This window comes from Opitutus terrae PB90-1, assembly GCF_000019965.1.
In the GTDB taxonomy this organism is placed as follows: domain Bacteria; phylum Verrucomicrobiota; class Verrucomicrobiia; order Opitutales; family Opitutaceae; genus Opitutus; species Opitutus terrae.
In genome coordinates this window covers 311,029-336,702 of the sequence record NC_010571.1, presented here as the reverse complement: position 1 = coordinate 336,702, position 25,674 = coordinate 311,029, and the positions used below count along the sequence as shown (strand labels likewise).

General features: G+C 65.2%; 18 protein-coding genes. 7 read left to right on the top strand and 11 right to left on the bottom strand.

Annotated elements, in window-relative coordinates; all coding sequences use genetic code 11:
* Window positions 1–98: 98 nt before the first annotated feature.
* The 7 genes from OTER_RS01480 to OTER_RS01450 all read right to left on the bottom strand — a co-directional run bounded on the left by OTER_RS01480 (window position 99) and on the right by OTER_RS01450 (window position 8,636).
* Window positions 99–515 carry a YHS domain-containing (seleno)protein gene (locus tag OTER_RS01480; RefSeq protein WP_148217965.1) on the bottom strand — a complete coding sequence of 139 codons (417 nt, stop codon included), beginning with the start codon at window positions 513–515 and terminating at the stop codon, window positions 99–101.
* Window positions 516–608: 93 nt separating this feature from the next.
* Window positions 609–1,157, bottom strand: coding sequence for a DsrE family protein (locus OTER_RS01475; protein ID WP_237702430.1), 549 nt, complete (start codon window positions 1,155–1,157; stop codon window positions 609–611).
* A gap of 104 nt (window positions 1,158–1,261) precedes the next feature.
* Window positions 1,262–3,016, bottom strand: coding sequence for an Rne/Rng family ribonuclease (locus OTER_RS01470; RefSeq protein WP_083767571.1), 1,755 nt, complete (start codon window positions 3,014–3,016; stop codon window positions 1,262–1,264).
* Between the two features lie 96 nt (window positions 3,017–3,112).
* Window positions 3,113–4,387 carry an FtsW/RodA/SpoVE family cell cycle protein gene (locus OTER_RS01465; protein ID WP_237702429.1) on the bottom strand — a complete coding sequence of 425 codons (1,275 nt, stop codon included), beginning with the start codon at window positions 4,385–4,387 and terminating at the stop codon, window positions 3,113–3,115.
* 98 nt (window positions 4,388–4,485) lie between these two features.
* Window positions 4,486–5,964 (bottom strand): O-antigen ligase family protein, encoded by a 1,479-nt coding sequence (locus OTER_RS01460; protein ID WP_012373119.1) that lies wholly within the window; start codon window positions 5,962–5,964, stop codon window positions 4,486–4,488.
* A 206-nt stretch (window positions 5,965–6,170) separates the two neighbouring features.
* Entirely contained in the window at window positions 6,171–7,343 is a 1,173-nt protein-coding gene (locus OTER_RS01455) for a glycosyltransferase family 4 protein (RefSeq protein WP_083767570.1), read from the bottom strand.
* Between the two features lie 51 nt (window positions 7,344–7,394).
* The gene (locus OTER_RS01450) at window positions 7,395–8,636 is read right to left on the bottom strand and encodes a lipopolysaccharide biosynthesis protein (RefSeq protein WP_012373117.1); all 1,242 of its coding nucleotides are present in this window, start codon (window positions 8,634–8,636) and stop codon (window positions 7,395–7,397) included.
* A 107-nt stretch (window positions 8,637–8,743) separates the two neighbouring features.
* On the opposite strand from OTER_RS01450, the gene OTER_RS01445 reads away from it, so the two are divergent.
* The gene (locus OTER_RS01445) at window positions 8,744–9,733 is read left to right on the top strand and encodes a glycosyltransferase family 2 protein (RefSeq protein ID WP_012373116.1); all 990 of its coding nucleotides are present in this window, start codon (window positions 8,744–8,746) and stop codon (window positions 9,731–9,733) included.
* 1 nt (window position 9,734) lies between these two features.
* Here OTER_RS01445 and OTER_RS01440 read toward each other — a convergent pair whose 3' ends face one another.
* Together OTER_RS01440 and OTER_RS01435 are read right to left on the bottom strand one after the other, a co-directional pair.
* A complete protein-coding gene (locus OTER_RS01440) occupies window positions 9,735–10,955 on the bottom strand; it encodes a glycosyltransferase family 4 protein (protein WP_148217964.1) in 1,221 nt (406 codons plus the stop codon).
* A 207-nt stretch (window positions 10,956–11,162) separates the two neighbouring features.
* Entirely contained in the window at window positions 11,163–12,785 is a 1,623-nt protein-coding gene (locus tag OTER_RS01435; protein WP_083767569.1) for a patatin-like phospholipase family protein, read from the bottom strand.
* 240 nt (window positions 12,786–13,025) lie between these two features.
* Here OTER_RS01435 and OTER_RS01430 point away from each other — a divergent pair, with 240 nt between their 5' ends.
* The 5 genes from OTER_RS01430 to OTER_RS01410 all read left to right on the top strand — a co-directional run bounded on the left by OTER_RS01430 (window position 13,026) and on the right by OTER_RS01410 (window position 22,182).
* Complete coding sequence (locus tag OTER_RS01430) at window positions 13,026–16,313, top strand: LysM peptidoglycan-binding domain-containing protein (protein WP_012373113.1); 3,288 nt, start codon at window positions 13,026–13,028, stop codon at window positions 16,311–16,313.
* 323 nt (window positions 16,314–16,636) lie between these two features.
* Window positions 16,637–18,538, top strand: coding sequence for an exosortase/archaeosortase family protein (locus OTER_RS01425; RefSeq protein ID WP_044891464.1), 1,902 nt, complete (start codon window positions 16,637–16,639; stop codon window positions 18,536–18,538).
* Window positions 18,539–18,974: 436 nt separating this feature from the next.
* A complete protein-coding gene (rny, locus tag OTER_RS01420) occupies window positions 18,975–20,546 on the top strand; it encodes a ribonuclease Y (protein WP_012373111.1) in 1,572 nt (523 codons plus the stop codon).
* A gap of 245 nt (window positions 20,547–20,791) precedes the next feature.
* On the top strand, window positions 20,792–21,151 hold the full coding sequence (queF, locus tag OTER_RS01415) for a preQ(1) synthase (protein WP_012373110.1): 360 nt from the start codon (window positions 20,792–20,794) through the stop codon (window positions 21,149–21,151).
* Window positions 21,152–21,396: 245 nt separating this feature from the next.
* Window positions 21,397–22,182 carry a DUF2059 domain-containing protein gene (locus tag OTER_RS01410; RefSeq protein WP_012373109.1) on the top strand — a complete coding sequence of 262 codons (786 nt, stop codon included), beginning with the start codon at window positions 21,397–21,399 and terminating at the stop codon, window positions 22,180–22,182.
* 256 nt (window positions 22,183–22,438) lie between these two features.
* Here the strand turns inward: OTER_RS01410 and hisN are convergent, their stop codons facing one another.
* A complete protein-coding gene (hisN, locus tag OTER_RS01405; RefSeq protein WP_044891463.1) occupies window positions 22,439–23,203 on the bottom strand; it encodes a histidinol-phosphatase in 765 nt (254 codons plus the stop codon).
* A 379-nt stretch (window positions 23,204–23,582) separates the two neighbouring features.
* On the opposite strand from hisN, the gene OTER_RS01400 reads away from it, so the two are divergent.
* Window positions 23,583–24,269 (top strand): 3'-5' exonuclease, encoded by a 687-nt coding sequence (locus tag OTER_RS01400; protein ID WP_012373107.1) that lies wholly within the window; start codon window positions 23,583–23,585, stop codon window positions 24,267–24,269.
* Between the two features lie 270 nt (window positions 24,270–24,539).
* Here OTER_RS01400 and ruvB read toward each other — a convergent pair whose 3' ends face one another.
* The gene (gene ruvB / locus OTER_RS01395) at window positions 24,540–25,577 is read right to left on the bottom strand and encodes a Holliday junction branch migration DNA helicase RuvB (protein ID WP_012373106.1); all 1,038 of its coding nucleotides are present in this window, start codon (window positions 25,575–25,577) and stop codon (window positions 24,540–24,542) included.
* Window positions 25,578–25,674: the final 97 nt, after the last annotated feature.

Sequence of the window (25,674 nt, the reverse complement as noted above, 5' to 3'; positions counted from 1 at the left end):
TATATTCGAGTTGCGGGTGCGTCAGCGCAGACGCGACGCGGGGGAGATGAAGTGAAAACGGCGAGCCGATGAGCCGGCTCGCCGCCACGCGCATTCGCTTACTCGTCGGGACTCATGGCAAGCTTCGGCCAGTTGGCGTCGGCCTGTCGGAGGTTCGCCGCTTTGTCCTCGGCGAACTTCTTTTTGACGTCTTGGCTGAATTGCAGAATCAGGCGGCCGTCGACGATCTCCCACGTGTCGATATCGACCGGAACGAATTTACGCTTGGAGACGCCGAAGGCACAGAAGCCGCCGAAGGCGGGCAGGTATTTCTCCGGGTTGGATTTGAATTGGTTTTGGTGGGCCTCCGAGGCGAACAGGTAGGTGTAGCCATCGTAGGTTTCGGAGAGGGCGAAGTTACCCTTGACCGCCTTCGCGTCGGTGAAGAACCCGACCGGGTCGTAACCCTGAAGCGCGATGTGGGAATGGCTGGTGGCGTTCACCGGCCCGCGGGCGAAAGCGAGCGCGGCGGTCAAGAGGAGCGGAGCAAGGAAACGTGAGATGAATTTCATGGTTGGTGGGATGGGTTGGTGGTTATAGCGAACTGAAGCGGTGGCGGCAGCGGTTCTTCAAAAGACGAGCGTGTGCCAGCCGTCGGTGAGGTAGCGATGCAGGTTCAAGATGCCCGGGGTGCCTGGGAGGGCTTTGTCCTTCAGCAACGGCAGGCCGGCGGCTTCCACGCTTTGCGTTGCGCCGAATACTGCGGCGCAGCCGCATGAGGCACCGTGCACGGCCTCGCGCACCGCATGGTAGAGTGCGTGTGCCGGATGCTGCGGCTGGGCGAGTTCCCCCGGCCAGCGCGTGCCCGCGCCGTTGAAGACGATCGCGACGTGGTCGCCGGCCTTCAATGCCTCGTCGGCGACGGCGAGACCGTTGAACAAACGCCCCAAGGCTTCCTCTCCGGCCCTGGGATCGGACATGATGACGATGGCGGTTTTCATTTCTGATTCAGCTTCGATTTTGAGCGGCGTGGTGCCGTGGTAGTCAGATTCCCAACGACGCAGAAAATTCCATGGCGGACCGTTTTCGTAACGCCAAAGGTCGACGGCGAAGCTCACGGCCGCACTCGCGCTCCAACGTGAAGCGTGCGCGCCAAACATCGTGCGCGTTGGGCGCATGAATGAGAAAGGCCGTGGCGTTCCCGCCACGGCCCTAAGAAACGGCACTCATCCGCCGAAAGCGGAATTAGTCCCCTGACGCGAAATCGGTCCGGTCGACGCCTCTACCGATACTCTTCGCCGGTGAGGGCGTTGATGATCTTGAAATTCTCGAGATGATAGTTCGGGTCGGCGCGGAAGGCCAACTTCACGCCGAAGAGTTTCTCCATCCGCACCAGCAGCTCGGCGTCCTCGCTGCGCAGGCGCTCAAGGATGCTCGGGTGCACCAAGACGCGGAGCGAATACTCCCGGCCGTCGTTGCGCAATTGCAGCCGCCGCACCACCGAACTCAGCTTGCGCTGGAGCTCGACCGACATCGTCGTCGCCGACTTCACGATGCCGCGGCCACGGCAATACGGGCAGTCGGTGTAGAGATTGCTCGAAAGCGATTCCTGCTGGCGCTGGCGCGTCATCTGCAGGATGCCCAGCGTCGAGATCGGCAGGATGTGGTTCTTCGCTTTGTCCGAGGACATCTCCTGGACCATCTTCTCGTAGACGGCGTTGCGGTGGCGCCGCTCCTTCATGTCGATGAAGTCGATGATCACCAGCCCGCCGAGGTTGCGCAGCCGGATCTGGCGCGCGATCTCGGTCGCGGCCTCGAGGTTGACGGCGTAGATGACGTTCTTCTCGTCGCCCCCGCGGCTCTTGTGCGAACCGGTGTTCACGTCGATCGAGATGAGCGCCTCGGTTTCGTCGATGACGATTTCGCCGCCGGACGGCAGCGGAACCTTGCGCTGGCCGGTCTGCTCGATCTGCCGCTCGATGTTGAACCGCTCGAAGATCGGGATGCTGTCCTTGTAGAACGCGATCTTGTTGGCGGAGCGTTTCGAGATCATCGCCACCAGCTGCTGCGTGCGCTCGAAATCCTCGCGGTTGTCGATCAGCACGCGGTCGACCTCCTCGGTCAGGAAATCACGCACGGTGCGCTCGACGAGATCCGGCTCCTGGTAGAGGCAGGCCGGGGCGCGCTCGTTCTGCATCTTGTTCGTGATGTCCTGCCAGGTCTTCAGCAGGATGTGCAGATCGCGAACGAAATAGCGGGCCTTCTTGCCCTCGCCGGCGGTGCGGACGATCACGCCCATGCCCTCGGGAATCGTGAGCTCGTTGATCAGCTGCTTCAGCCGCTTGCGCTCGGCGGGATCCTCGATCTTCCGGGAGATGCCGCAGCCATCGGAGAACGGCGTGAGGATCAGGTAGCGGCCGGGGATGGAAAGGTTCGTCGTGGTGCGCGGGCCCTTGGTGCCGATCGGGCCCTTCGTGACCTGGATCACGATATCCGTGCCCGGCGGATACATCTGCGGGATGTCCTTCACGGTCGGGTCAACCGGCCGCGGCGGGGCATTCTTCTTCTTGTTGACGCGGACGACCTCGACGGACGAGTCGGCGGCGGCGGGGAGCATGTCCCAGTAATGCAGAAACGCGTTCTTGGTGTAGCCGATGTCGACGAATGCCGCCTTGAGGCCGGCGTCGAGATTCTTGATGCGGCCCTTGTAGATGCCGCCGACCATCCGGTTGTCCGACTCGCGCTCGATCTCGAATTTTTCCAGCCGGCCGTCGACGAGCAGCGCGACGCGTTTTTCCAGCGGCTCGGAGTTGATGATCAACTCGCGATAGGAGCCCTTCTCCTTTTGGAAAACGGACAAGATCTTTTGGAGAAACGGTCGTTGCTTGGCGCGCTCGGCCGCACCGGCCTTGAGCTCGGCGGCCGTGACCGGACCGACCTCGCCCGGGGCAGGCGGATTAACGAGCTCTTCGTCGTATTTGCGGATGATGTCCTGAGGGATCCCAGGGCTGGACTGCGACTGCGGTTGATCGCTCATGGCGGATGTCGGGTGTGTTGAACACGGCGACCCCGAGGGCGGTAGGTGCGGCGCAGGAGATTCCGGCAGAGCGGTCGATAGCGCGAAGAAGCGACTTCATGTGAAGTCCTTCCTGAAGCGATAGACGCTCTGGACCAGTCCTTGCAGCAAGCAGCAACTAAGCACAAAGGAGCCACCGTAGCTGATGAAGGGAAGTGGTATGCCCGTGATGGGCACCAGCCCGATGGTCATGGCGATGTTCACGAACACATGCACGGCGAACAGCACCGTGACGCCGATGGCGAGCAGGGTGCCGAAGCGGTCTCGGGCGAGACCGGCGATGCGGATGCCGTTGAACAACACTATCCCAAACAGGCTGAGAACCGTGAGGCTTCCCAGAAAACCTTTTTCCTCGGCGATGACCGAGAAGATGAAATCGTTGTGGGCGACCGAGCGCGGCAGGTAGCCGAGCTGCGCCTGCGTGCCCTCGGTCCAGCCCTTGCCGCCGAGTCCGCCGGAGCCGACGGAGATCAACGATTGTGAAAGATTGTAGGCCACGCCCGTGCCCTGCGGATCGACTTTCTCCGGGGCGGCGAAGGCCAGGATGCGGTTCCGCTGGTAGTCGTGGAACGGCATGATCTCGTTGCCGGCCGCCTCGAATTTGCCGCGATCGCGCGTATAGTCGTAGCCGTGCGCGTCCATGAACCGCACGTAGTTGACGCTGTCCCAAGTGACCAGCCCCACGATGAGCAGGAACGCTCCCAGCGCCGCCGCGAAGAACCGCGACGACAGCTTTGAGACGTAAAGCATCGAGAAAACCATGGGGGGTAGGACGATCGCCGACTTGAGGTCGGGTTGTAGCAAGATCAAGAACATGGGTGCACCCACCGCAAGGGCCAATTTCCCCAAGACACTGAGTGACTGCCGGACGGTGCCGATCTCGCTCCGGATCAGGAGGCTGGCGGTGATCAGGAGCACGCCGACCTTCGCGGTTTCGGAGGGTTGAAAGGAGAAGAAGCCAAAGTCGATCCAGCGGCTGGCGCCCCACTTTTCGGCCGCGGCGCCGCCTACGCCGGGGATCAGCACGATCAGCAGCGGCACGAGGCAGGCGAGATAGAACCAGTGCGACACCGCGAGCCAGAATCGGTAGTCGATGAGCGAAACGACCAGGTAGAGCCCCGCGCCGAGGGTGAGAAACACGACCTGCTTGAACCATTCCCGGCCGAGAATCGAGGAGCTGGCGGAGACGGGCACGGAATGCTGCGCACTATAGATGAATGCGATGCCGATCAGCCCCAGCAGCACCAGCGTGACCGGCGTGAGCAGGTCCCACCGGCCGCGCGTCGTCGTTTTGAACATCGCGACGGTTTCGGTGGGGGACGGGAGGTTCACGGCGCGCGCACACTAGAGGGGCTGCGCAACGCTTGGCAATCGCGGCGCGGCGCATTTCTTGCGTCGGCGGGATTGCGGCAGGATCAGGAGATCCAGCCCTACAGCGTCGCAGGTGTGGCGATCTCCTCCGGCTGTGCGCTGCCTTCTTCCCTCTGCTCCTTGCCGGCTTCGGCCGCCGTTCCGTGCGCCAGCCCGAGCAGCGTCCAGAACACGACCGCGCCCATTGGTCCTTCGAGCACGACGCCGAAGCACGCACTGATCAGAATCACCCACGCGGCGCACCAAGGCGCCGCTGCGTCCGGACCAGCACGGATCGCGCGCCATGTCCGCACGGCGACCACGGCCATCGCCGCGACGAAGAGCCCGAGCCCCAGCGCGCCCATCCGCGCGAAGATCGTGAGCAGGATATTGTGCGGACTGCGGGCGGTGAATTCGTCGCTGCCTTCCGGGTAGTATTCCCGCAGGAAGCGGTCGGCCAGATCGCGGCCGAACCCCAGCCCCAGGTAGGGGTTCTCCTGCACCGTTTCGGTCGCCACTGCGCGCCACCAGACCGCGCGAAAGAGATTGTTATCGCCTTTCATCGCAGTGTTTGCGCTCCGATAACTACGCTGCCCGAGCGGATCCACCAGTGACACGACGCGTTCATAGGCGCCGAACAGCGGGGTCTTCTCCCAGGAGGTGTTCGTTGTAGCTGCGACCGCGAGGATGATCAGGGCGGCCGCGAGTCCGCTGCCGCCGAGCAGCGCGGCGAACCGCCAGCGGCGACCGAGGGCGAGCCAGGCTGCCACGACTGCTAATCCGAGCATCGGTGCACGGTTGCCCGCGGCAATCACAGCGGCCGCGAATCCGAGGCTGGCAGCGACGAGCCACCAACGTTGGCGTTGTTCAAACCACAGAAAAAACAGCAGCGAACCGACGGCCAGGAAGGTGCCAACCAAGTCGCCTTTGTACGCGATCAGTGGCGAGCCGCCGATCGTCAGCGTGTTGAAAAAGAATCCGGGGTAGCGTTCGTAGACTAGGTGCGTGCCGAAGAGTACGACGCAGCCGATCAGCACGGTGTTCATCACGGCCCGCCTCGCGCCGATCGTGCGAGCCGCGTCCTGCGCGAGGAAGAAGAACAGTGTGTAGTAGACCGTCGCGAAGTCGCGAATGGCGACAAACCGGAACTCCGAAAAATCGAAGATCACGCGAACTATTCCGGCCGCCAGCCAGACCAGCAACAGCAGGTTGAGTACGTCGCGGCGAATCGGCAGTTCGTGGCGCCACGCCGATTGCACGAGAAGCAGCGTGCCGCTGATCAGGAGCACCGCTTCGGCGGGCAACAGCGGGACGCCGGGGAAGGGCATCAACTGGGCGAACCCGCGGTTACCGACGATATAGCCGAAAACCAACCCGCAGAGCAGAAGGGTGGTGAGCGGACGCGATTGCCACTGCGCGACCGCGAACAGCGCGACCGCTGCCGCGAGCACCAGCGGCCAGAAATAGTTTCCGTTCGCGACGGCGACGCCAACACACATCGCGACGACCGCCGCGCCGACGGCGACCAAACGCGTGCGCCACAGTGGTGACAGACTCATGGGCGGCCGAGAGCCGTCGCGGCCACGATAGAAGACCAGTTCAGGCGCATGCAGTAAGCGACGAGATGCGGTGACCGCAGCGCACAATCCGGGTTTGGTCAACGCCGTTGGGTGGTGATTACAAGGTGGAGCTTGCCGTCCGGTAGGCTGTGTCGGCGTAGCTCAAGCCCGCGGAGGACGGTGGGCTCCACTCGAATCGCGCTCACCTACGATGTTCGGGGCTGTTCCAGCGATTGCCGATACAACGCCCGATAGCTATCGCGCATCGCGGCCATGCTGAACCGTTCCGCAGCGAACCGTTGCGCCGCGCGCACCGCTGCGGGCCAGCGCTCAGGGTGCGCGAGCGCGTCGCTGAGTGCCGTGGCGAAACCGCCGGGGTCGCCGGGGCTCGCCCGCCAGGGATGCTCCGGCGGGACCGCTTCGCGCAACCCCGGTGCGTCCGTGACCACGAGGGGCACTCCAGCCAGCGCCGCCTCGATCGCGACTAACCCCAGTCCTTCGAAACGTGAGGGCACAATCGCGATATCTGCCTCTACCAGCCGGGCGCGGAAATCGGCGACGGGCGGATGCACCTCTACCGCCCAGCCGGCCGGGGAGGCTGCCGCCAACGCGCGAAGTTGCGGCGCATGGGTGCCGCTGCCGAAGATCCACAGCCGACAGCGGCGGCCGGCCGGCACGATCGCCTCCCGCAAGATCTGCGGCAGCAGATCCGCGCCTTTCTCGGGCTCAAATCTCCCGCCGAAGATGATCCGCAACTCATCGGAAGCCAGCGCGGCTTGGACGGTTTTGGCCGGCCCAGGAGCCACCGCGCTGTAGATCACGAGCGGCTCGGCGGAAAACGGCGCCGCACCTGATTCCGCACGCAGCCGGCGAACCGCTTTCAACGCATCGGCCGATACGGCGGCACAGAGGCTCCGACTCATCCGACGGTCGCTCCAGCGTCCCAGCGGCCGCCAGAATTCCCAATAAACCGAGTTATGAATCGTCCGCACCAGCGGAACGCGGGCGAGTGACGGACGCACCGCCGCCAGCGCAGCGTAGCTCGCCTCGGGGATTTCGGTGTGAAGATGGATCACCTCGGGCGCAAATCGCCGCGCGGCGGCCGCCAGTCCGACCGCCCCGGTAATCATCCCACCAAATCGCATTGGGACCGGGGCCCCGAGATACAGCGGGATGCCGAGCTGCGCGACTTCGTCGCGCAGCGACTCACCCACGGTTCCATCACCGAGTCCGCGCACCGCGTAGAGTCCGAAATCGATCTCCGCGCGAAGCGCCGTGATGATCGTCAGAGCGATGCGCTCCGCGCCGCCGAGCGCCAAGTGCGAGACGCAGTGGAGCACGCGTAGCGGCCGGCGCGAGATTGGCGAACGGGTGTTCACTGCGGACCAATCGTTTTGCGTGAAGGAAGGATTGAGGCAGGCACGTTTCCGTTAACGCCCGGATAGCGCGCGTCGGGCGAGCGTGCGGTTGACCAGCCACGGCACGACCGGAGAAAACAAAAGCCAGCTCTTGAACCAAGCCAATCCGGCCATGGCGCTGACCACGCCGCCAACAATGAGGCAGGCGGCGCCGCCGAGGTCGACGGCGCTGCACGCCCGCTCGCGCTTCGCTGCCATGAGCAGCGCATGATAGAAGACGCCCGTCGAGCCGGCCGTTGCCGAAGCGCCAGCCATGAAGACGAACCCGGAGGCGTCGGCGTAGCGCGGGCTGATCAGTGTTCCGGTTAGCAGCGGTACGCAGGCGTGAACGGTGGCCGCGGCCGCGAGAGCAACGGCGACGTAGAGCAGCACGATGCGGTCGACCGCGCGCAACAGGTGTTCGCGTGCCGCTGGATCGCTCGCGTCGGCAGCGAACCATTGCGGTTGCACATACTGCAGCAACACCACCCCGACCATCCACGGCAGGACGGCGCCGAGATTGGTCGCGAGGTTGAAGTATCCGGCCTGCTCCACACCGAAGAACCACGCGACAATCCAGCGGTTGAGCCCGGCGAGAATCCATCCGGCTGCTGCCAGCGCTACGAAGCGCGGGCCCGAGTAGACCGACGATAGCATCGGAATCGCTGGTGGGAGCGAGGCCCCGCGACGCCAGCGCCTCAAGGCCGCCGCACCAAGGGCCGCACCCGCGCCAGCGTGCAACAGGAAAGCCGTCAGCAATGCCGTCAGACCAGCCCCCGTCGTCACGTAGCACAGCGGCGGCAGGAAAGATCGCGTGACCGAAAGGCCGGCCGAGATGCCCAGGTCGCGCCAGTGTTCGCGGGCGGCCTGCAGGGCCGTTTGAGCGAGCTGCGCGACCGTCACCAACAACGCGCAGGCGAAAAGTAAGCTGGCATAAAGTACCCATTGACGCGGTGCCGTGAGCAGCGTGGCCGCCGCGCAGGCGATCAGCAGCCAAGGTATTTTACTTCCCATCGCGGCCAGGGTTTCCCGCAGCAGCGTGAATCGGTCCGGAGCTGCCTGCCAGTGCCGGCTGACAAACTGGAGCAGACCTGCGTAGACCACGCTCGCCCCAATCGTGGCCTGCGCGATGAACACGCCGTAGGCGCCATAATCCGCCGGGGTGACCAAGCGCGAGACCAGCCACACTCCCGCGACGCCGCTCGCGAGGCCGATCGCCTGAGCGCTGAGGATGGGGAGGAGACGATGGATGATTTCCTTCGAGGTGACCGTCATGCGGGTGGGTCTTCCAGAGCCAGCGGCGAAGAGGCTGAGGATGGCACGAATCGGAACCGGGGCGTTTGTTTTTGGCGACGTATTCTTTTTGTGCCTGACTGACCTGGATGTCCATCAGCAGACCGCACCTCCCAGCAACGACTCCGCCATCGGCGGACTCGCGGGTCTGCGCCGTCGTCGTCACCTATCATCCCGGACCGGAGGTCCCTGCGAACGTCGAAGCCATCCTGCGCCAGGTGGATCGCGTGATCGTGGTGGACAACGAGGCGAGCGGCGCGAGCCGCGAACGACTCGCGCCGCTGCGCGATGATCCGGCCGTAGAGTGGATCGAGAATAAGGAAAACCTCGGCATCGCCTCCGCCTTCAACCAAGGCGTCGCGCGAGCGCTGGCTGACGGGTTCGACTGGGTCGCGACCTTTGATCAGGACAGCCTGGTTCCCGAAACCTATATTGCCGATTTGCTGGCGGCCTACGATCGCCATCCCGACCGCGAGCGCGTGGCCGTCGTGGCGCCGCTCTATCGCGACCGCTATCTCGGCTTTGTCTACTCGCCCGCGAGAGGGCCCGTGCCGGAATCCGAGGATGGGGAGGCACCCGTACCAGTGCCAGTGACCGCTTCGTCGGGGAATCTGGTGTCGGTCGCCGCGCTGCGGGCGCTCGGCGGATTTCGCGAGGACTTTTTCATGGCGTGTGTGGATTTCGAATTCTGTCTGCGGTGCCGGCGAGCGGGTTGGCTGGTCCTTGAGATCTGCGGAGTCGTGCTTAGTCACGCGATGGGAAAGTATCAGCAGCGTCGCTGGCTAGGGCTGAAGCCTCGGATCAACGACTACGATGCCGCGCGTCGTTACTACCAAGCCCGCAATCTCCTGATTCTGTATGCGAATTATCTGAGCTTCGATCCGTGGTGGGTCATACGAGACGCGAGTCGTTATGGTCGCGATTTCATCAAGCTCATGCTGTTTTGCGAAAACCGTCGGGAAAAACTTGGCGCGGTGCTCCTTGGCGGCTGGCACGCGGTGACTGGCCGGCGCGGTCGCTGGCCGCGCGCCCTGAAAGGGAGGACTCTCTCGCGCGATGACATGGCGCCAGCCCCATAATTTATCGGTGGGCCAACGCCGCCGCCAGCGCGGCCAGATGCCGCTCGCGTGTGAAGTGGGCGAGGTAGTGCGCGCGGAGTTCGCCCGCGGGCGGCGGAGCATTCCGCGCAGTGACGAGCGCGTTCGCGATCTGCTCCGGCTGATGGGGATCGACGAGCCACACGTTCGCCGACGGCAGCATCGACGGGATCGCACGCCAGCGGGTGGTGACGATCGGCACATCGTGCGCCATCGCTTCGATCAGCGTGAGCGGTTGGCCTTCGTGCGGATAAAATGTCGGAAAACAGAACACGTCCGCGTCGTCGAGCAGCACGCGTTTCTGAGCGGCGTCCGCGAATCCGACGTAGCGAACGACGTCGCGGCCGAGCGCCCGTGCCCCGGCGCGAAACGCCTGCTCCTCGCGTGCACTCGCGCAACCGCCGGCGACAGTCAGCCGGAACCCGCCGGGCACGCGTTGATTTGCCAGCGCGATTGCAGTGAGCGTGTCGAACAAGCCCTTCTCACGGGAACACAGTCCGAGAAAAAGCACGCGAGTGACGGCTGATTTTGGCTTTTCGACTGTCGAATTTTGATTGCCGATTGCCGACCGCCGAGCGCCATCACGATCTGAAGCGGCTTCATCCCCGAATGCGGCCTTGTCCGCTCCGTCTGTGGCTCCAATCGGCGATCGACGATCATCAATCGGCGCTGCCTCGATGCCGTTCGGGACGATCGCCACCCGCTTCGGCGCAAGCGCCTGGGCATCGGCGACGAGCTCCGGCGCGAGGACGATCGACAGATCGGCGCGGCCCAACAGCCGCCGGCAGATCCAGCGTTCCAGCGCGGTGGCCTCGCTCGCAAGCCAGCTGCCGAGCCCGACGCCGTGCCAGTGCAGCACGAGTTTTTCGAATCGTCGCCGACAGAACAGCATCACCAGCCAATCGCGCCAGAGTGCGGCGCGGCGGCCGGGGGCGGGCACGTAGTAGAGCGTCATCGGACCGTGCTCTCGCCGAATCCGCCGCGCCTCGAAGCAGGCGCGCAGCAGCGAGCGCAGTTTGCCCCACCGCCAACGCCCAATGTCTGCAGCGTCCCGCGAGAGCTGCGGGTTCACGTGATGCAAAATGAGATCGGGCGCGATCGTCGGTAGCCCCTCGAGCAGCGCCTGCACCATCACGCTCTGGCCGTGGAGCGGCGGCGGCGTGGAAGCGAAGACCAGAAGCTGGGTGGGCGGTGTGCAGGGCACCCGGGCAGCAATAGGCGATTAGCGGTAAGCTTAAAGCCGGAAGCAAATCGATGAAGCTCAGAACCAGAAAACAGAAAAGCCGCTTTCGCGGCTTTTGCTCACGATCAAGAGGGGGCTCACCCCGTCAGGTCTGAATGATGATTCCAGAGCGGTTCATGCGGCCTACAATCGGTTGGTTTAGGGCTTTCGCAAGGGGAAACTGCGGACTCACGCGTGCAGCTCCAAATCGATCCGTTTAAAGCCGGTGAGTTCCTTCGCCACCCAACCCCAAGCTCGATAGGCCGGATCCGTCTGAGGCAAATCCATCGGTTCGAACGAGCTAACATTGCTGGTTCCCAGGGTGACGGCGCGAAAATTGCGCGGCGCCTTGAAAATGATCTCCACGACCCCGACGGGCCCGCACGCCCTCTGGAGCTCCACCCCGATGTTATCCCGCCCCGCGCGGTCGAGGTCGACGAACGCGTTGACGGTTTTGTCCGTGAGGGTGAGTTGGTAGGTGCCGCGGCCGGGCGCTAGCGGCGGCACGAAAAAGGCGACGAGAGCGCGGGCGTGCGGGGCGGTGCGCACGGTCGCGCCGAAGACTTCGAAATGTGATTTGGCCCCCGGGGGGCACTGCAGCGAAACCTGATAGTCGGCGATATACTGCTGCTTTTGCGTGTTTGAAAGGAGCAGCCGATGAGCGGCGATGGGATGGTCCACCGGCTCCAACTCCAAGGAGTAGTCAACCACGTCCGGCGCGTCGTAGCCGACCTCGCCCGGACGGGCCAGGCAGTTGGCTGTCACCACCACTCGCATCCGGTGATAGCGAAACGGCGGCGCGGAGTAGGTGAGTTCATACATCCGTCCGACGGCGTCGATCATCCGGTGCGCTTCGTCGGATACTGGCCGCCGCCACAGGTCCTGCATGATCACGCCGTCGTTGCGCAGGAGGAGTTCTTTGCGTTCGCGCGCTAGCAGGTGCGCGAGCCAGGTGCGCACCCGCTGCTTCGCCTGGCCGTAAGCCTCGGCATCCTGGAGAAAACCGATCGCTTCCTTGAAGCTGAACGTCGTGATCGCCTGGGTGTGCTGGTCGAGCACGTAAACCGCGTCCTCCCCGAGAACATTCTGAGCCGATTGCACGGAGTCGTTGATGGCGGCGTCCAGCAGCGCCATCAGGAAATCCTTCAGCCCGCGCAACGTCGCGGGGCGCGGTTGATTGAAGGTGAACGCGAGCACGCGGCCATCCTCGTCCTGGTGCCGCAAGAGCGTTTCCACGGGCAGGTTTTTGCACAGGCCGCCGTCGACCAGGACCTCCTGGCTGCCACTGCGCCACGTGCGGAAACAGAATGGCAGCCCGGCGGAGGCTAGCACTGAACCGATCACGTCGGCCGTGCCCGACGGTTCGTGCCGGCGGCCGGCGGAAAGGTTGGTGGCAACGATGACCAGTTTCGGCCGACCCTGCCGCGGCAAGTCATCGAAGGTGAACGGATGCCCCACGGTCCGGGAGAACGCGTCGCACTGGGACACCAGCCAAGCTTTCAGCGGATCCTCCGACCAAAACGGCCGGCCGCCGAGAAACCGGCGCACGGTCGCGATCCGGGAAATTGGCTGATACGCGGCGAGAAGTTTCCGACCTTCCTCACCGGCGAGTCCTGCGCGCACGCGAGCGAGGTCGCATTTGCAGGCGAGCAACGTGCCCACGATCGCTCCCGCCGATGTGCCGGCGATCCGGGTCACCTTGATCTCCCCCGCCTCTTCCATTTCCTGCGTGGCCTCGGCCGCGGCCAGCAGCAGCGCCAACTTGGCGCCTCCGCCTTGGAACGCGAGCTGGACTTGCATGGGAGCGGACATGCGGTGCGGGCGCCTTTATCGACAAGCGGTCGCGACAAGTCGAGACTCCCATTTGCTCCCGACGTGGCACCCAGTTAGTGCGGCAAGAACCGGGGAGCGCACATTGCCCGCTTTCCGGGCTCGGAGCGTCGCCCAACTGGCGCCCGCACTCCATTGCAGAAACCGCCAGTTTGTGACGATTAAGACCGGAACGTGATGAGGATAGGCTTTCAGACCGCTTTCTCCTAAAAGGATACGACTATGATTTCCGCACGCTGGGCGTGGTTGGGCCGGATCTCGCGGATGCTTCGCTGCACAGGCGCGCTCCGCTGCGCATTGCCGGTTCTGCTCGTTGGATTCGCCGCGCCGTCGGACGTCGTGGCTGCGGCCTCCGGCTCAGAGCCGGCGTCGATCGCCGCACTTCGGAGCAAGGCCGAACGCGGCAACGCCATCGCCCAATATAATCTCGGCCTGGCGTTCGCCGATGGTCGCCAGATGCCGGCTGATTTGTCGGAGGCCTATGTTTGGCTGACGCTCGCGGCGCAGAGCGGCAGTCGCGCCCGCACGCTGGATGTCCTGTTGCGCACGATGACGCCCGCCCAAGTGGAAGAAGGCCGTCGCCGTCTGGCCGAGCTGCGCCAGGCTCGTCCTGAGCTCGCGGGTGCTCCGACCACGCCAGTTGCCGATTCCGCTCCAAACGAAGTGCCAGTCGCGGCATCGAACGAACCCTCTCCCGTTCTCGCTGCGCCTGCGATCGACGCCGCCGATGACAAGCGGCAGCTCTCAACCGAGCTGGCCGCTGCCTGGAAGGAAACGGAGCGACTCGAGTCCGAACTCGCGGCGGCCCGCGCATCCACGTCCGAGCTTGCACGGGTTCAGGCCGAACTGACCGACGCACAGACGGCGCTCGCCGGCCAATCGGCCGAGCTCGCCGCCGCGCGGGCTGCGGCCGAAAAGTCCGGTCGCGCGCTGAGCGTCGCCGCGGCCGAGCACACGGCGCTGGTGGCGCAGTTCACGGAAACTTCCGCTCGACTGCAGCGCGCCGAGTCCGAGCTCGCGGCTGCACGCGAACAAACCGCCGTTTTGGAGACAACGCGCCGCACCCTGGACGAAACCGAAACCCAGCTCCGAGCCGCCAGCGAGCGGGCGGAGGCGCTCCAGCGCACGGCTGCGAACCGAGCCGGCTCCGTTGCTGAAGCCGAAACACAGCGCGCCGAGCTTCAATCCCGGCTCACGCAGCTCACCGCCGATCTCGCAGCGATGACGACTGCGCGCGACGCGGCCGTGGCGAAAGCCCACGAAATCGCTAATCTGACGGAAGAGCGACAAAAGCAGGCGACCGAAAACGCGGAGCTCGTGGCGCGACTTGAAACGGCCACCGCGGAGCTCGCGAAGCATGAGGCCGAGGCGAACCGGTTGGCCACGGAGCGGCAAATGCTCGCCGAGCACGTCGCTATGCTCGAGCGCGAGCGAGATGCTGGCACGAGCGAGCTGACCGCGCGAATGGCCGCGATTGGCCGAGAATTGCAGACGGCGCGGCAGGAAGCCGTCGCGGCGAAGAATCTCGCGGCCGAAAAAGCCGAGCTCGCGGCGAAGCTCTCTACGGCGAACGAACAGCTGGTCGAACAGAAGCAGGCGGCCGCGCAGGCGGGAGCCGAGAAAGAGGCGCTCGTGGTGCGAGTCACTGCGCTGGAGCGTGAGCTGCAGGCCGTCAACGCGGATGCACCGGCCCGGCTCGCCGGGTTGCAACAAGAACTTGACGTCGCCCGCCGGGAAGCGACGACGACAGTGAAGAACAGCGAAGCGGAGAAGACCGAGCTGGCAGCGAAGCTCTCCGCGGCGAACGAACAGCTGGTCGAACAGAAGCAGGCGGCCGCGCAGGCGGGAGCCGAGAAAGAGGCGCTCGTGGTGCGAGTCACTGCGCTGGAGCATGAGCTGCAGGCCGCCAACGCGGACGCACCGGCCCGACTCGCCGGGTTGCAGCAAGAACTTGATGTCGCCCGCCGGGAAGCGACGACGACAGTGAAGAACGGCGAGGCGGAGAAGACCGAGCTGGCGGCGAAGCTCTCTGCGGCGAACGAACAGCTGGTCGAACAAAAGCAGTCGGCCGCACAGCTTGGTGCTGAAAAGGAAGCGCTCGCGACGCGGGTTGCTGCGCTGGAGCGTGAGCTGCAGGCCGCCAACGCGGACGCACCGGCCCGACTCGCCGCGTTGCAACAAGAACTTGAAACCGCTCGCCAAGAGGCGGCGGCGGCGAAGGCATTGGTCGAAGCGACCGCTCGTGCGAAAACGCAGGCGGAATCCGAGTTGAGTGCGCTCGAAGGAAAATACCAGCAGCTCCTCACTTCCGTTTCGGCGCAGGAATCCGAGTTGGAAAAACTGCGCACGGCCGCCGCGGAGGTGGAACCCGTCCGCGCCGCGCAGGCTGCGGCGGTCGAACAAGTCAGCGCGCTGCAACGCGAGCTCGCGGCCGCGCAGGCCGCTCGCGACGAGGCCGCTGCGCGACTCGCGACGGCTGCAGCCGCCGCGCGCGAGGCGTCGACGGATTCCACCACGATCGCGCAACTCACCGCGGCGAACCAGACCCTGTCGGCCCGCCTGGAGGCGGCAACAGCCGCTGCCGGCGAGTTGGCACAAATACGAGAGCAGCTCGCCGCGGCAACCGCCGAGCAGGGCCGCGTCGCTTCGCAGCTGACAGAAGTCACGAGTGAGAACGACCGGCTCCGCACCGCGCTGAGCCAGGCCGAGTCTGCCCGGGTGCCGGATGTGCGTCGCGAACTCGAGACCGCGCAGCGCGCACTCGCTGAGACGCGGCAACGCCTCGAGATCGTGGCCGCGGAAGTGGGCGCGTTGCGCTCGCAAGCGACCGCCGCGGCCGAGCTCACCACGCGGGTGCGTCAGCTCGAATCGGAAAACGCCGAGCTCGCCGCCTTGCGTCAGCCTGCCGCGCGCACCGCGGAACTCGAAGCTCAAGTGCGCCAGCTTGAGGCAGACAACGCTGCGCTCGCCGTGAAAGCAGTCGCACCGATGCCGTCGGCTCGCTCCGAGCAAACGGAGGAGAAGCTGGAGACGGCGTTGCGCTCCTACGCGCTGCTCACCGCGGAGCGCGACGAACTTCTCCGGCGCGTCGACGAGCTCACGGCGCGGATTCCTTCGGGCGATCTGCAGCAGCAACTAAAGGATGCGAATGCCGAACTGACCACACTGCGCCCGCAGGCGGCACAAGTGCCGGAGCTGGAGGGACGGATTCGGCAGCTCGAGTCCGACAACACTGCGCTCGTCGTGCGCGTGCGGTCGGCGGCACCCACGCGCCCGGTCGTTGCGACAGTTGTGCGGCCTGAGCCCGCGCCAGCCACGAGCGCGCCTGCGCCCGCACCGGTCGCGCCGGTGGTGCGCACGCATGTCGTCGTGTTCGGCGATACGCTTTCGGGCATTGCGAGACAGTATTATGGGAACGGCAATCGCTGGCCGGAACTCCTCGCGGCGAATCGCGACGTGTTGCGCGACGAGCACAGCCTGGTCGTGGGCCGGACGCTGCGGATTCCGTGAGCGCTGCGCGGTAGAAGGGCCGCGCGCCGAGGGTAGGGCGCAGCAAGTCTGCGCCCCTACGGGGAGCCCGCAACCTGAGTTTTCGCGTTGATGCATTCAGGTAGGGCGAGCCGCCCTCGGCGAGCCGCGGCCCTTTGGAGGATGTGCGCTTTGAGTTGCCGAAGCGTCTCGGCGGGCAGCGGAATGGCCGCGCTACCTCTGAAACGGTCGCTCGAAGGTGCACGGCAGCCTCCACCGCGGGCTTGGAAATGAGCGCGGCGTCCCAGAGAGTCGGGCGGGCAATGACGGACGCTCCCGAGAGTCTCACTCCCCAACCCGCCGGGATGCCGGCTTCCACCTCGCGGCGACGCTGGCTGGCGGCCGGTGCGTGTGCGTTGGCCGGGCTGGCGCTTTTCCAGTTCTTCGGCAACGCCACGCACGGTTACGTGGATACGTCGTCCACATTTTGGTGGTGGATCAGCCAGTGGATCGATCCGGGGGCGGAGTCCGAGCATGGCTGGGTGATTCTCGGAATCAGCGGGTGGCTGCTGTGGCGGAATCTGCGCCGCGCGGCGCGCGGCGAGTGGGCGCTGCGCAGCCAGTCTGAGGTTGAAAGTGCAAGGACCAAGGACGCCGACGACAGCGGCTCTGGTAATGTGGAGCCGCGGCGCCCTCGTCGCGGCTGCGGCGACGAGGGCGTCGCCGCTCCAGCAGCTGCGATGGTGGCGGGACTAGGGTTGCACGCGCTCGGGTTTGTGGCGCAGCAGACGCGCATTTCGATCGTGGCCGTGCTGCTGTTCACCTGGGGGGTGCTGCGCCTGGGCGGCGGCCGGCGCTGGGGACGCGCCGCGCTGTTTCCACTCGCGTTCATGCTTTTCGCGATTCCGGTCAACGTCCTCGATTCGCTCGGCTTCTGGCTGCGGATGTGGGTGGTCGATGCGGCGGGCGCGATCGCGCACCTTGGCGGCGTCGATGTGGTGCGCAGCGGCACCCAGTTGTTTTCGCCGGATGGCAGTTATCAATACGACGTCGCGGCCGCCTGCTCGGGCGTGCGGTCGCTCGTGGCGCTCGCGGCGCTGTCGCTGCTGATCGGTTACCTCAATTTTCGTTCGTGGTGGCGGCGCGCGCTGGTGTTTGCGCTCTGTTTTCCGCTCACGTATCTGGGCAATCTCACCCGCGTGCTCGTGATCATCGTTGCGGCGGAGCTCGGTGGACAAGCGTGGGGAGAGCGGGCGCACGAGGTGATGGGCTTCGGCGTGTTCGTGATCGTACTGGGTGGGGTGGCCGCCGCGGCGAAGCTGCTGCAGCGAGTTCCGGAGATCGGAGAGCGGAGAGCGGAGAGCGAAGAGCGGAGAGCCAGCCACAACAGACAGGATCAGGAAGCGAGAGGTAGGGACCGCTCTCCGAGCGGTCCGCGGTCGGTGAACGACGAGACGCAAGGCCGCGGACGCCTCGGAGAGGCGTCCCTACCACGAGCCGAACAGAGCCGCGCCGTAACCGGCGCGGCTACAAGCAGCGGAGCAACGTTCTTGTGGCGCGGAGCGGAATCCGCGCCCTACCTTGCGGCCTTCGCGATCATCGGACTCACCGTCGGCGAGGTGGTTTTTCTCGCCCAGCTTTCCGTAGGAACGCCGCGCGGCGAAGCTGGGGTGCGGCTGAGCGCGGATGGCCGCGATCCGATCGAGTTGCCGGCGTTTATCGGCACCGAATGGATCGGACGACGCGCGGAGGTCACCGCCGTGGAGCGCGCCGTGCTACCCGCGGACACCGGGTTTTCGCGGCGCAACTACGTCCACGTGCAAGGCGGCGCCCACGTGGTGTTGTTCTCGATCGTGCTGAGCGGCCGCGATCGCACGTCGATTCATCGGCCCGAGCTGTGTTTGGTGGGCCAAGGCTGGACGATCCGCGATCAGCGCGCCATCGAGCTGCGCTGGCGTGCGCAGCCGCCGGCCAACCTGCCTGCGACGTTGCTGCGCACTGAGCTGGTGGAGGCCAGAACGGGGAGGCGCGTGCCGACGCTGACGGTGTATTGGTTTGTGGATCGTGACGCGGTGGTGGCCTCGCATTGGGGGCGATTCTGGCATGACGCGTGGAATCGCGTGCGTCACGGCCGCGCCGATCGCTGGGCCTACGTGCTGCTGCAAACGGATGCGGCGGATGGCGAGGAGCCGGCGCTCGCCCGGCTGCAGGTGGTGCTGCAGGGAGTGTGGCCGAGCGTGACTGCCAGACACGGCACGGAACAGTAGGCAACCGACTGCAAGGAGCGTGCGCCGCGTCGAAGCGCCCTGGTCTCGTTCTCGTAATCGTTCTCTTTCTCGTTCTCGCGGATCCTATCCGACGACGAGAGCACAAGGGGGAGATTACGGAGGACGATCACGAGAACGAGCTGGCGGTGCCGCGCAGGGTTCTGGGGCCCACGCCTTCTTCTCGGCTGCCGGCGAGCGGCAGCCCTACGGGGCGAAACGAATTGCCCTGATGCGACGCGGGCATCCTGCCCGTGGAGAGCGGTGGACGTTCGCGTTGCGGAGTGGGGCCGGCTTCCGGCAGACCCACGGGCAAGATGCCCGTGCCACGCGCTGGCCACTCCCGGGGCAAACCCGATGTTTTCCGCAGGTGAACCGGCCGCCGAAGAAGGCTTGAGGTTTACGGGACCGCTCTTACCGTTCCCGTCCCTTGACGTCAGTGAGCGCAGCCGACTTCGCGTTTCTGATAGCCGAGAGCGACCTGTTCGATTGGTCGCTCACGGTGGCATTGGTCATTGGCGGGGCACTGGGTTTTCTGGTCGTCTGGGCGTTCACGCGGCACACGCGCCGGATGGCGCATGAGCAGGCGGCGGAACTCGAAGAGGTGGCGCGCCGCGAGGCAGCCGTGGCCGCGGAGGAGATTCGCCAGAAAGCCGAAGCGGAAATTCAGGAGAAACGCGCCGAGCTGAACCGCGATTTCGACCGGCGCGAAATCGAGAGCGAGGTGCGGCTCCGCGAAATCCGCGCGCACGAGGAATCGCTCGCGCTGCTCGACTACCAACTCGAGCAGCGGCAGGAGCGGCTCAACCGCGAGACCGCGGCGATGCGGCAGGCGCGCGATGCGATCCGGGCGCTGTCGAAAAGCGTGCGGCAGCGGCTCGAGGGCGTGTCGCAGATGGACGCCGAGTCGATCCGCCAGGCGCTGCGCGAGGAGGTGCAGCTCGAATGCCAGGACGAACTCCGCGCACTGCGACGCGAGATCATGGAGAAGTCCGAGCAGGACCTGCAGACCGAAGGCCGCCGAATCATGATCGCCGCGATGCAGCGGCTCGCCAGCAAGCCGAACAACGACCTGACGTCGACCATCGTGTCGCTGCCGAACGAGGACATGAAAGGCCGGATCATCGGCCGCGAAGGGCGCAACATCAAAGCGTTCGAGGCGGCGACGGGCGTGACCGTGCTCATCGACGAGTCGCCTCAGACGGTCTTGATTTCATCGTTCGACCCGATCCGGCGCGAAGTGGCGCGCGGGGCCCTGGAGGCGTTGATCAAGGACGGCCGGATTCATCCCGCGACGATCGAGGAGTTCGTGAAGCGTGCGCACGAGGAGATCGAGCTCTCGGCGATGCAGGCCGGCGAGGACGCGGTGACGCGGCTCAATATCAACGGGCTGCACCCGGAAATCATCAAGCTGCTCGGCAAACTGAAATTCCGCTTCTCCTACAACCAGAACGTGCTCGATCACTCGGTCGAGACCGCGTCGCTGGCGTCGATGATTGCGAGCGAGGTCGGGCTCGATCCGAATGTCGCGAAGCGCGCGGGGCTGCTGCACGACATCGGCAAGGCGGTGAACGCCGACTACGAAGGCAGCCATGCGCACATCGGCGCGGAATTTATCCGGCGCTATGGCGAGACGCCGATCGTGGTGAATTCGGTTGCGGCCCATCACGAGGAGGTGAAGCCGGAGACGGTTTACGCCGGGTTGGTGATTTTGGCCGATACGATCTCCGCCACGCGGCCGGGCGCGCGCGCGGAATCGATGGCAGGTTACATCCAGCGGCTCGGCCGGCTGGAAAAACTGGCGATGGCGATCGACGGCGTGCAGCAGGCGTTTGCCATTCAGGCCGGCCGGGAGATTCGCGTCGTGGTGTCGCCGCAAACCGTGACGGACGATCGGGCGCGGGAGATCGCGAAGGAGCTGCGCAAGCGGATCGAGGCCGAGCTGCAGTATCCGAGCACGATCAAGATCACGGTCATCCGCGAGCAGCGGTTCACGGAGACCGCGACCTGAGCGCTGCGCGACGCGCCGCAAAGTGGCAAGTGACAAGGGCCAAGTAGCAAGGAGCAGAACCTTGCGCGGAGCGCCCGCGTGTTGCCGCGCGCGTCAGGAAGTGGACAGCTCATGCAATCTCCTCCCCGGACACGCCTTCGAAGGCTAGGGAGGGCAGGCCGGCGCGGCGGAGAATTGAACGGCGGACCGTCGGACGCCGGCGCGCACTTGATACTTGGCCCTGGTTACTTCCTACTTGTCGGCCGATGGCCGACATCAAGATTCTCGAGACCTTTCCCAATCCTGCGCCGGCGCGCGACTACGTGATCGAACACACGCATCACGAGTTCACCTCGGTATGCCCGATCACCGGTCATCCGGATTTCGCCGACATCACGGTCCGTTACGTGGCCGACAAGATCTGCGTCGAGCTGAAGTCGCTGAAGCTGTATTTTCATGCGTATCGCAACGAGGGAATTTTCTTCGAGGCGGTGACGAACCGGATCTGTGACGACCTGGGCAAGGTGCTGAACCCGCGCAGTCTGATGGTGATCTCGGAATGGAAAGCCCGCGGTGGGTTCACGTCACGGATCACCGCCGAGTGGAAGCGGAAGAGGAAAAGTTGAGAGCGGACGGTTGAGAGCTGAGAGTTGAGGGTTGAGAGTTGAGAGGAGGGGCAAGTGGAATAGGCGTCTTGCCCGTCATCTTTTGGCGCGGGTTGCGCGAGCGGCCGGTCGATCCGATTTCATCGCGTGCCACCTGCCGCGACCACCGCCACTCGGCCCGGCGCGGGTGCCACTCAACGCGGTGGGCAACCATTGGCTAAATCGTGATCGCGGGCCTGCGGTCCTCGACGAGAATCCACGCCGCCATGAAAAAACTCGCCCTTGCCCTGCTCGCGGTGCTGAGCGCCGCGGCCGTCTACGCCGCCGACCCTGCGCCGGTGTTCAATGCCACGTTCACGATGGGAAAGGAGACGCGGTTCATCCTCGTGTCCCCCGCAGGCGAGACCAGCGGTTGGATCAAGCTCGGTGACGAGTTCGCGGGCTACACGCTCAAGGATTTCGATCCCGCCACGGCGACGCTCGCGGTGGAACGCGGCGGCGCGGTGACCAAGCTCACACTGGTCGACGATGCCGTGGTGAAGCCCGGTGCGCCGGCGCGGGCCGGCACGCAGGCGACGCTCGCCGACGCGGAGACCACGCTCAACGTGATGCGCTTCGAAGAAATGATGGAGAAGATGTTCGCGCAGCAGAAACAGCAGTCGGTCGCGATGGTCCGACAGATGACCGGCCAGATGAACACGCCCGGCGTGAATCGCGAGGAACTCGCGGCATTTCAGGAGAAAGTCATGGGCGAAATGATGGCCGCGCTGAATCCGGCGCAGATGAAGCAGGACATGGTGAAGATTTACAGCGAGCTGTTCACCAAGGAGGAGCTGGCGGCGCAGAGTGCATTCTACAGCACGCCCGCCGGCCAGGCGATGGTGGACAAAACTCCGGCCGTGCAGGCGCGACTGCAGCAGGTGATGATGCCGCGGATGCAGGCGGTGATGCCGAAGATCATGCAGATGGGACAGGAGTTTCGGGCGCAGCAGCAAGCGAAGGCGCAGGCCGCGGGCGCCGCGGCGACGCCGCCGGTCGCGCCGAAGGGCTGAGGCCGTCTGCATCGGACGCCGGGGCGCAGCGTGTTGCGCGCTGCGCACGGACTCGGAGACGCGACGCCCTCGCCGCGGCGAGTGGCGACGAGGGAATACCGTCGCGATTACGCCGCTCGCCTTGGTAGGCTGCCTCGGTGAGGCGGGCCGGGTTTTCCCGAGATCTTTTCCCGCGCGAATCCCTGCGCTCACGCAATGGGCCGCGTGAAGCGGTGTGGCCCGCTCCGTGAGTAGGGGATGAGTCGGAAGACACTCCCTAGTTCAACGCCGCCAGCACCTGCGCGTGGAGCTCGGGCGTGGCGGAGCCGATCGTCGATTCGGCTGGGTAGGGCGCGTTGCCCTGCCAGTCGGTGATCATGCCGCCCGCGCCTCGAACCACCGGAATCAGCGCGGCGATGTCCCACGAGTTCATGATCGGATCGAGGCAGATATCAGCCCAGCCGGTGGCGACGAGCAGATAGCCATAGGCATCGCCCCACGTGCGCACCAGCCGTGCGCGGCGGGCGAGGGCGTCGAAGCGCGCGCCATCGCGATACTTGGCGGGATTGAGCGGGTCACTCGTGAGCAGCGTCGACTCCTCGATGCGCGTCGTGGCGCGGCAACGGACCGGTCGATCGTTGAGCGTTGCGGAAAGGTTGTCGCCGATCAGCAGCTGGCTCAGCACCGGCTGGTGAATCGCGCCGAGCACGGGCTGGCCCTCGTGCAGCAAGGCAATCAGCGTGGCGAACAGCGGCACGCCGGTGATGAATGATTTGGTGCCGTCGATCGGATCGAGCACCCACACGAAATCCGCGTCGGTCTTGTCGCTGCCGAATTCCTCGCCGATCACGCCGTGTTGCGGGAAGTTTTGGCGGATGCGATCGCGCATGAGCTCCTCCGCGCCGCGGTCGGCCAGCGTCACCGGCGACAGATCCGATTTCGTTTCCACGGCGAGTTGCGGATTACCGTAAAAGGTCCGGATGAGGTCGCCGCTTTCGCGCGCGAGATCGACCATGAAGTCGCGATAAGGGGTGAGGTCCACGGGGCGAGCATGGCCACGCGGTGGGGCGCTGCCCATGAAAAACACACCGCCGTGCTCCTCAGGCTAATTTCACGTATTACGTGAAATTGCCTGAGACGCTGGCCCGGCGATTGCAGAATTGGGCGGTGTGAGTTGTAGGGCCGTTGCCGGCAACCGCGAAGCAAGAGGGAGTGTGCCAGCGCATTCCGGCTGGCGGCGAGCGCCGGTCTGCCGGGAAATGGCAATCGAAGAACTTTCCGCGAACATCTAATTTCACGTAATACGTGAAATTAGCTTGGGGGGGCACCTTGGGCCCGGGGCGATGACGGACTCGTTGAAGCGCGGCGGTCGGTGAAGGGGCGGCGGGTGTGAGCGGTTGTGCTGGAGAAAACGGTCGGGCATGCCTCAGTGTGTGGCGGTGATCTGGACCGAGCAGCCGATCTTCTTCATCGATTTCGAGGGTAACCAGACCTCGGGTGTGCTGGAGCTCGGGGTGGTCGAGGTGCACGGCGGTGCGATTGGGGCGACGCACACGCGGCTGTGCCGGCCAACCGGGCCTGTGCGCCCCGAAGATGCGGCGTTGCATGGGTTGCGGACGCACGTGCTCGCGGACTGCGCGCCGTTCGCGGACGAGTGGGAAACCTTTGCGCGCTGGCGCGAGCGCGGGCCGCTGGCCGCCCACTATGCGGGCGTGGAGAACGCGCTGCTCAAGGCAACGTGGCCCTATCCGCGTAGCTCGCCGGATTTCGCGCGTCCGGGTGAGAGCGTGGTGGATTGGGGACCCTGGATCGACACGGGCCGGTTGTATGCGCAGCTCTATCCTGAGCTCGGCACGGGCCAGCTCGAAGCACTGGTGGCGGCGTGCGGTTTGAAGCACGAGCTCGACGCGCTCGCGGCGCAGTATTGTCCGCCGGAGCGCCGGCGCTATCACGCGGCGCTCTACGATGCACTGGCCGGAGCGTTGCTCCTGGCGTCACTGGCGCGCGATCCACGGCTGGCCACGCTTTCGATCATGCAATTGCTCGCGCTGAGCACGCTCGACGCCGACAAGCGCGACGCACTGCAGCAGCGGGAATTGTTCGAGTAGGAAAGCCGAGAGTTGAGCGTCTAGAGCCGAGAGCCAGATCGCCCACGAAATCCGAAATCCGAATCTCGAAACCCGAAGGAAGCACGAAGCACGAAATCCTGACGCAGGGCGGCTCAGCGACAGCCTACGCGTGATTTTTGAGTTTCGGATTTTGGATTTTTTTCGGATTTCGAGATTCGTGCTTCGGATTTCTGCGCCCCTTGCAGCGCGGCCAATGAGGGCGCAGCAAGACTGCCCCCCTACACGAACGTCCGCGCCGCGCGCTGCCGGTCACAGCAGCGTGGCTTGATCGCCGGAATGCGGCTTCAGCCCGACGGCTTGATAACCTTTCGGCGTCAGCATCCGGCCTTCGCGCGTGCGCTGAATGTAGCCTTCCTGAATGAGGAAGGGCTCGTGCACTTCCTCGAGGGTTTCGGATTCTTCCCCGACCGCGACGGCGATGGTGCTGATGCCTACCGGGCGGCCGCCGTAATTCTCGGCCATCACGCGGAGCATGCGCTTGTCCATCTCGTCGAGCCCGGCGGCGTCGATCTCGAGCAGCTCGAGCGCGGCGGCGGCAACGGGCTGCGTAATCTTGCCGTTGGCCCGTTGCTGGGCGAAGTCGCGGACGAAATTGATCAAATTGTTGGCCACGCGTGGCGTGCCGCGGGAGCGGGTCGCGATCTCGTGCGCGCCGCCCTGGTCGACCGGCACTTTCAGCAGCCCGCAGCTGCGGCGCACGATGCTCTCGAGCGTCGCATGATCGTAGTAGTCGAGCCGGGTCTGGAGCGTGAACCGCGAGCGCAATGGTGCGGTGAGCAGTCCGGCGCGGGTGGTCGCGCCGACGAGCGTGAAACGGGGCAGCGAGAGCCGGACGCTGCGGGCGTTCGGTCCCTGGTCGATCATGATGTCGAGCCGGAAGTCCTCCATCGCGGAGTAGAGATACTCCTCCACTGTTTTCGGAATCCGGTGAATCTCGTCGATGAACAGGATGTCGCCCTCCTCGAGATTCGTGAGCAGCCCGGCGAGGTCGCCAGCCTTTTCCACGACGGGGCCGGAGGTCACCCGGACATTCTTGCCGAGCTCGTGGCCGAGAATGAACGCGAGCGTCGTCTTGCCGAGTCCGGGCGGGCCGGAGAGCAGGATGTGATTCAGGGCCTCGCCACGCTGCTTGGCGGCGCCGACCATCACCTGCAGGCGTTCGACGGTTTTCGGCTGGCCGGTGAAATCCGCGAACGTCAGCGGCCGGAGCGCAGCCTCGGCCGGGGACACGGGCGCGGCGAGCGCGTTGGTGATGTAGCCGAGACCCGTCGCCGCGGGCGGCGGCATTTTCGATTTTTGGTTTTCGAATTTCGATTCGGGCACGGGAGGGAGCGCGGCGAGGCAGCCAGCTTCAGCAATCGAAAATCAAAAATCGAGGATCGAA